The sequence below is a fragment of the Holospora curviuscula genome (genome assembly GCF_002930195.1).
In the GTDB taxonomy this organism is placed as follows: domain Bacteria; phylum Pseudomonadota; class Alphaproteobacteria; order Holosporales; family Holosporaceae; genus Holospora; species Holospora curviuscula.
This window is the reverse complement of sequence record NZ_PHHC01000128.1, coordinates 1-7,256: the sequence shown is the minus strand read 5'-3', so window position 1 is coordinate 7,256 and position 7,256 is coordinate 1. Positions and strand designations below refer to the sequence as shown.

Annotated in this window: 5 protein-coding genes; 2 read left to right on the top strand and 3 right to left on the bottom strand. The window is 36.4% G+C overall.

Annotated elements, in window-relative coordinates:
* The first annotated feature begins 713 nt into the window (after positions 1–713).
* Positions 714–992 carry a transposase gene (locus tag HCUR_RS07950; RefSeq protein WP_129591960.1) on the top strand — a complete coding sequence of 93 codons (279 nt, stop codon included), beginning with the start codon at positions 714–716 and terminating at the stop codon, positions 990–992.
* Positions 993–1,027: 35 nt separating this feature from the next.
* Here the strand turns inward: HCUR_RS07950 and murJ are convergent, their stop codons facing one another.
* From murJ to HCUR_RS06390, 3 genes are all read right to left on the bottom strand, one after another.
* A complete protein-coding gene (gene murJ / locus HCUR_RS06400; RefSeq protein WP_104207260.1) occupies positions 1,028–2,599 on the bottom strand; it encodes a murein biosynthesis integral membrane protein MurJ in 1,572 nt (523 codons plus the stop codon).
* 1,230 nt (positions 2,600–3,829) lie between these two features.
* Positions 3,830–4,939 carry a DNA replication/repair protein RecF gene (recF, locus tag HCUR_RS06395; RefSeq protein ID WP_104207259.1) on the bottom strand — a complete coding sequence of 370 codons (1,110 nt, stop codon included), beginning with the start codon at positions 4,937–4,939 and terminating at the stop codon, positions 3,830–3,832.
* Positions 4,940–4,966: 27 nt separating this feature from the next.
* Positions 4,967–5,878, bottom strand: a complete 912-nt coding sequence (locus HCUR_RS06390) for an OmpA family protein (protein ID WP_104207258.1) — start codon at positions 5,876–5,878, stop codon at positions 4,967–4,969.
* A gap of 140 nt (positions 5,879–6,018) precedes the next feature.
* On the opposite strand from HCUR_RS06390, the gene HCUR_RS06385 reads away from it, so the two are divergent.
* Positions 6,019–7,256 (top strand): hypothetical protein (locus HCUR_RS06385; protein WP_129591959.1); only part of this gene is annotated, 1,238 nt, incomplete at its 3' end.

Here is a 7,256-nt window from a genome sequence, read left to right as displayed (position 1 = left end):
TTATAGAATTTAATTAAAGCTTTTTTGTTACTGCTCTAATGTTTCTTCATCCTTTGCAGATTCATTATCGCTTTATCCATCTATTCTTGATCTATTGCGCTACTTCTTCTGTCTATTTTAAACTTCTATAAATAGTTTTAAACTCACTTATTAACTAACATTAATAGATTATTTAAAGTAATATACCATATCAGATTAGAGTGTGTCGACGTTTATAATGAACTGTTGTAAGATTAAGGTGTCTAGTTACAACAAGAGATAAGATTTCAAAGAATACGAGACGACCACTGGGAAGGAATAAAAGAAAGCTTGCCTGGGAAAGAAGGGTATTTAGGACGTACTAGTAATGTATGAATTTCCCGCAAGGGTGCAGCGTGGCGTGAATTTTCATAATCTTACGGGAAATAGTCGAGGGTTCACAAACGGTTTATAAGAAGGTCCAAAGCCGGTGTGTGGTAAATAATTTTTATTACCCTAGCAGCAGATGCTGATACGCAATAGATCATGAGTGATTCCACAATGATTCTCGCCTATAAACACGCCGCGAGCGCCAGAAAAATAGAGTCAATGGTACACCAGAACAAGCGCTGGGGGGCGCTTAGCAGGCGGTTTTAGCACGAAGATCCACGCTGCCCTGAGATGCTTTAGGTACCTTCATCAGATTCATTCTATCGTCTGGTTAGTGCTCTGACTACACAAAAGCTCTTGATTTAATGGAGAATTTTTACTTTAAAATGCTAGTGGTGTATAAAGACTACGATGCCGATGACATTGTCCATTATGCTGGTAGCAACAAAGCCATCATCCTCTCACGATCTATGCGAAAAAACTCCAGAGAATTTGACGCAGCTCTTTATAAAGAACGCACTCTAGTCGAGCAAATGTTCAACAAGTTAACCCATTTCAGGCGCGTTGCATCCAGATATGACACACTTGTACACGCCTTTCTTTGCCTTTCTTCATTTTGCTGCATCACGCATATTCTAAAGTAAACTTAAATGGCGACACGCTCTATTTAATACATATATTAAGCGCGAAATGTTCTCCAAAACAACCGAAAGTGCCGATAAGATACATGCTTACGTATGCTTAAAAATCCAAATAATAGAGTTGTTATCCCTAATGCACATACAAACATGTAGCTTAGGTGAACAAAAATATTGGTTTCGTAACTCCAAGTCCATTGTAGAAAATAATGAACTCCTAACACTCCCCCTGTAAACGGTGCGAGCTCTAACCAGAGGCGCTTTAATCCATACTGTACTTGATGTGCTTCTTGACGAGAAATCCAGTACAAAAGAAAAATAAACTGACTCCAAGCAGAAATTACAGAAGCCAAAGCGAGACCTAAATGATAAAATTGGTGGCGTAAACATAAACTCATTCCTAATGTAACACCTACGTTGAAAAGACCAGAAATCCAAGGTAAACGTCCGTTCCCAGAAGCAAAACATCGCGTAATCAAGATCTTTATTCCAATATAGGCCGGGATAGTCAGAGAAAATATCATAACAGTATGAGAAATTTCTACCAAATCTTTCCAAGCTAACATGCCAAATTTTAAGCTGGGATAAAGTAAACAAGCCACTAAAGAAAAAGAAGAAATCCAAAAAAATAAAGCAACCCATACGCTCATCATGAAACTAAATCGTAACAAATGTTGCTCACTTCGCCAGGCACGCAGGTTGCCTTCAGCAGCATGCTGCTGAGCAAGCACGGGTAGCAGTACAGACGTTAAAGAAATTCCGATTAAACTTAAGGGAAGTTGTTGGAACCGATCTGCATAATTAAGATAAGAGGCCCCTTTGGTGGGCAATTGGGCGGAAAAAAAAGCTCCAATAATAGTATTGAGCTGAACAGAAGATACGCTTAACACAGAAGAAACAAATTTTTTTAAAAACAAAGTTAGGTGTATGTTGAACCGTAAAACAGGCCAAATTCTTCGAACCCCCTGGTACCAACACCCCCAAATCATCATAGCACATTGCAGTATTCCAGAGCCAAGAATAGCCCAGGAAACCCAGTAAGCGCATCGCGTATTAGAAGCAGGCTTATACACCAGCAATCCAATAATTACAGATAAAATAAATAAGTTGCCTAAAGTATGGGAAAAATTAAAAATTCCAAAACGACCATAAACACTGGAAATACTGCCAAAAAAACTGTGAATTGAAATAAAAAAAATGTAAGGAAAAACAATTTTTCCCAAAGTACTGAACAAAATGCGCTGTCCATAGTGTGTTTGATCCGAAAAAATCCACCTGGAACACAGATCCCATTTCCATTCTGCGATAACAACCAACATAGTTAAGCAACATACTAAAAGTCCTAAAACACTGGCAGAAAATTGATAAGCTGCATCTTCTCCCTCTGCTTCTTTTATTTTTGTAAAAATGGGAAGAAACGCTACCTGCATCGCCCCTTCTGCAAAAATTCTGCGAAAAAAAGCAGGAATTTTAATAAGAATCGTGAGAGTATCACTCACTGCGTTAATTCCGATACATTGAAGCAATAATAACTCTCGAAAATATCCACTTATGCGACTTAATAGTGTTAGTGTAGCAACCCAGCTTACAGAACGAAGAAAATTAATTTTCATATTGTGAATATTTAAGTCTATTAATTTCTTATTGATTATACCATAATAAAATATTAAATAGAACCATCACTTAAAAGAATATGCTTAGTTTTTCAATGTACAGCCTCAGATTGTGATAGTATAAAATAGTAACAAAAAGTACTATAGTAATTTATTTTAAAAATAAGATTTGAAACAATTGAAGTAAGTTAAGTAATGATTTTTTCTGTCTATAGAACGCTTAAAAAGCTAGGCTTTAGTGATAAAACCTTTACCTCTGGGGAAACTTATGAAGAAAAGTGCAATAAATATCAATAAATAATCAGCGATATAGCCCTTGAAAGTCTTGATATAAAGTCATGAGAGTGGTAAAGAGATGAAGATTTCCAAAGACGAAGGGTGGCATAAGAGAAGTGTAAAACTAGTTGGTAAGAAGTATAGTGCATATTCCAAAAAAACCCTAGTATCGCTGGCTTAGTAAATAATTAATCTATAACACCCATGGATTTTTAACGGGTCTTGCAATACGAATCTTTTTAATCATTGGGGGAGAACAGTGTTGAATCAAAGCGCTAAAACCTCAGCTGATCTATGCATTATTCTTCATTCCATCAATCATAAAAAACAAGAGTGCTCATCCAATTTGTTGACTACATATTAATATTTCTATTTCTTTATTCACAAAAATTAAATCTTATAGAAAAATTCTGGACTAATATGAAACAATGCATTAAGCGTAACATGACTCAATGTACTGTACTGTATAAAGCCTTACTTCAATTTTTTCAAATCCCATATTTAAGCTAAATTAATATAGTGCGTTTCATGAAAATAAAGTACAGTATCGTATCACAAAACTTAGTGATCCATGATAAGAATGTGCAAGTTAAGCCTGTAAATAAGACGCTTAAAAAAGCCACGGTTAAGTGGTATTACTACCATAGCTATGACTAGTGCAAACAGCACTTTACATTTTGTGTGAATGCTCACAATTAACCGTCAAAAGGTCTACCATCCTACAAATTCATTATTAAATCTTAACAAAGTCATTCGAAAAGGTTTACCATCGGTCTAAGCCATCACACTCTAGGACTATCCATCTATAAAGGAAGCCTTTTTTTAGAGTCAGAAGTTTATTCAGTATAAATAATCTACTATCTACTTCCCGTACTTTTTCTAACATCAACTGCATGTGAGAGGTTAATTTGTGCACTACCAGACTTTATATACTTTCGTAAGTTCTCCTATATATTATGCTATTTCTCCTCCTTTCATGTGTACTTTCGATACCTCTTGAAGGCGGTCTACCGTTATCCAAACTTTAGGGTAAAGACCATTAAAAATCTCTTCATGGACGCCGGTCATCCATACGCAGATCTCCAATTCGTTTAACGCATTCCATAATAGTGTTCGATGATGTTGATCTAGGTGGGCACCCACTTCATCTAACAATAAAAAATGAAATTCTTTTGGATGAAGATGTTGAATCGCTTTAGACCATGCTAACACTAAAGCCAGTAACATACTTTTTTGCTCTCCAGTAGAACAAGACGTAATCTCCTGTTGGTTGGGATGAATAACGGTCCACTGAGTATGATGGGGACCAAACGTGGTCACTCCTTTATAAAAATCTTTAACTCTTAAGATTTTCCAATGTTCTTTTAACGCTTCCTCTTGAGCGTTATGGGATTGAATCCAAGATTCAAATTCTCCTTGAATATTCAAAAGAAGCTGAGGAAATACCTTATTGACTTGTATAAAGCTACTTAATGTCTTCAGACCTTCTTGTCGCAGGTGGTAAATCTTTATACTATTATGCGCCATACTTTCTTCTAACGCATCAAATATGCAAGAGGAAGCATGTAATTTTAATGCACGATTTCGTTCTTGTACTGCAGTTTGATAGGCATGTAAATACCTCCCATAGGCAGGATATAAAGTAAAAATAATACGATCAAAATATTTTTTTCTAGCCCACCAACCTTGATTCCACATACGGTCAATAGCAGGAGTGATCCAATGCATAGAAATCCATTGCGCGACTTCTAACTGATGTTTTAAACCTAGACCATTCATGGTAATACATCGCTTTTTTTGCGCTTCAAAAGTTTCTAAAATTAAAGGACCGGTAGGGCTTTCAAGCGCTAATCTTAGAGACCAAGAACTATCAATGTTACCTTTATGATGCCACTGTAATGCATTACCTCCCCGGAGTCCTTTTCCAGGAGAAAATAAAGATATTGCCTCTAGTAGATTAGTTTTTCCTGCGCCATTGTTTCCCACAAAACAGATAATTCCTTGCGGAAATTCACACACAGTATGGTGGTAGGACCGAAATCTTGAAATTGTAAGTTGATGCATAATCCCAAATTTGATGTCTAAACCTACTTAAGTTTTTTTATCGTCTAAAATCAGTTCAATACGCCGATCTTTATCACTAAATTGGCCAGCCTTTAGAGGATGAAACTCTCCAAAGCCCGCTGCTACCAATCGATGTTCGGGGATACCCTGTTCTTTTAAGAAAGCGACTACTGCCAATGCTCGCGCAATGGAAAGCTCTAAATTACTTTTAAACCGACTTGTTTCTCTTAAGGGATACCGATCTGTATGACCGTCCACCCGCAATACCCAGTTAACGTCTTGGGGAATAGAGGCAGAAATTTTTTTTAACGCAATGGCAAAATTACGTAATGCTTCTTGACCGTTTGGTCCTACTTTTGCGGAACCCATTTCGAACAAAACCTCTGACTGAAATACAAAGCGGTCACCGACTACCTTTACATCTTTCCGCCCATCTAAAAGAACTCGAAGTTTTTCTAAAAATTCAGAGCGAGACTTCCATAATTGTTTTATTTTTTCTTCCATCAATACTTCGATACGGCGTTCTAATAAAGTAATTTTTTTATCTTTTTCTTGAAGCCCTAGTTCAGCACGCCAAGCATGTTGTCTAACTTTAGTTAAATTTTTTTCCTGAAGATCCAACTGCTCCACCAACGTCTTATACACGCTCAATAATCTTTGCAGTTCTTTTTGGTCTATTTTTTCTACTTCTTTTAATTTTTGGCTGAGTGCTTGAGATTCTTGTCGAGCCCGCAAAATATCTTTTTTCCAACGCGCACTTTGCTGTTCAAACAAAACTTGAGAATTTTTTAAAATATCTTCTTTTTCTTGCACCGTATATTGAAGGTAAATATTAGAAAGTGCAAACATTGTAAATACTAAAATCACAACCATTAACATTGCGGATAATACGTCAACAAATCCAGGCCATATGGAAGATTCTAACGAGTTGTGAGACACAAGAAAAAAGTTTTAAAACATTACTCTCCCACATTAACATACTTCTCTGAAGATAGCAAAATCTTATTATTTTCTTGAAATTTATCAAAAATAAAAAATATTTTATTACAATGAAGTAAATAATGACTATTTTGTACATCATGAATAATATAAAGTATAAAAGGCTTTGGATCTGGGTGGCATGTATTGCTTTTACAGCTGCTGCCCAAGCTTGGACTTTAGATTTGGCTAAAAAACTTGACCAGTGTATTGAAAATATTGCACATATTAATTCAGCGCTAAAAAATGGAATTCATAATAAGGTAGTTCCCTCTAAAACTCCTTTTTCTTCAGAGCAGCACTCTCTTGAACAGTCGGTAAAAGAAAAATGGAGTCAGTTTCAAAAAGAAGTTGCTTTACTCTCTCTAACTGAAAAGAATGACCTATTAGCACTGTTGGAATGGATGAAGTGGTTTTCAGAGGAAAACGGAGAACAACAATTTTCCGAATGGATTGTTCTGGGAAAACAGGTAAAGGAAATTTTAGAGAGATACCGTATTCAAGATACTCGTGTACTGGAGGCTATCCTATCAGAGAGTTTAGAGATAAAAAAATTAAAATCTACTCTAAAAGCAAAAGAAGCAAAATTTAAGATAAATCAAAAAATTGATTTGCTTTCCACGCTCATTCCAAACCCTCAAGATACTTCTTTTGCACAAGATGTAGCCTCATCTTCCTCAGATGAGAACAATCCATCTCAATCCCCGGAAACAGCACAAACAAAGCAGGAAGTTACCACACCCTCCACTTCAATTACTTCTTCACAAAGGGATGTCGTATCCTCTTCAGAGGACAGTAATACCCCTCACTCTCCGGAAACATTGATTATGCTGGGAAAACAGGTAGAGGGAATCCTAAAGAAGCACCATATTAGAAATACTCAGGTACTGGACACTATCCTATCAGAGAGTTTAGAAGTAGAGGAAATCCTAAAAAAATACAGGATTCAAAACAATCATGTATTGGACGCTATCCTATCAGCGAGTGTAGAGATAAAACGATTAACATCTAGTCCAAAAAACAAAGAAGAAGAATTAAATCAAAAAATTGATTTGCTTTCCACGCTCATTCCAAACTCTCAAGATACTTCTGTTGCACAAGATTTAGCCTTACCCGTCTCAAAAGAGAACAATACCTCTCAATCCCCGGCAACAGCACAAACAAAGCAGACAATTTTCTCTTCGCAAGATGTAGCCTCATCCTCTTTAAATAAGAGTAATGCACAGGAAACCCAGGAAGCAGAAGAAATAAATCAGGCTGTTTCTACATCCTCCACTCCAAGTGCTTCTTCACAACGTGATGGCGAACCCTCTCTTTCCACGCTTATTCCAAACTCTCA

Bases quoted from the DNA above. Each gene is read 5' to 3' on its own strand.
- HCUR_RS07950 (WP_129591960.1), top strand. From the start codon at position 714: ATGGAGAATTTTTACTTTAAAATGCTAGTGGTGTATAAAGACTACGAT.
- murJ (WP_104207260.1), bottom strand. From the start codon at position 2,599: ATGAAAATTAATTTTCTTCGTTCTGTAAGCTGGGTTGCTACACTAACA.
- recF (WP_104207259.1), bottom strand. From the start codon at position 4,939: ATGCATCAACTTACAATTTCAAGATTTCGGTCCTACCACCATACTGTG.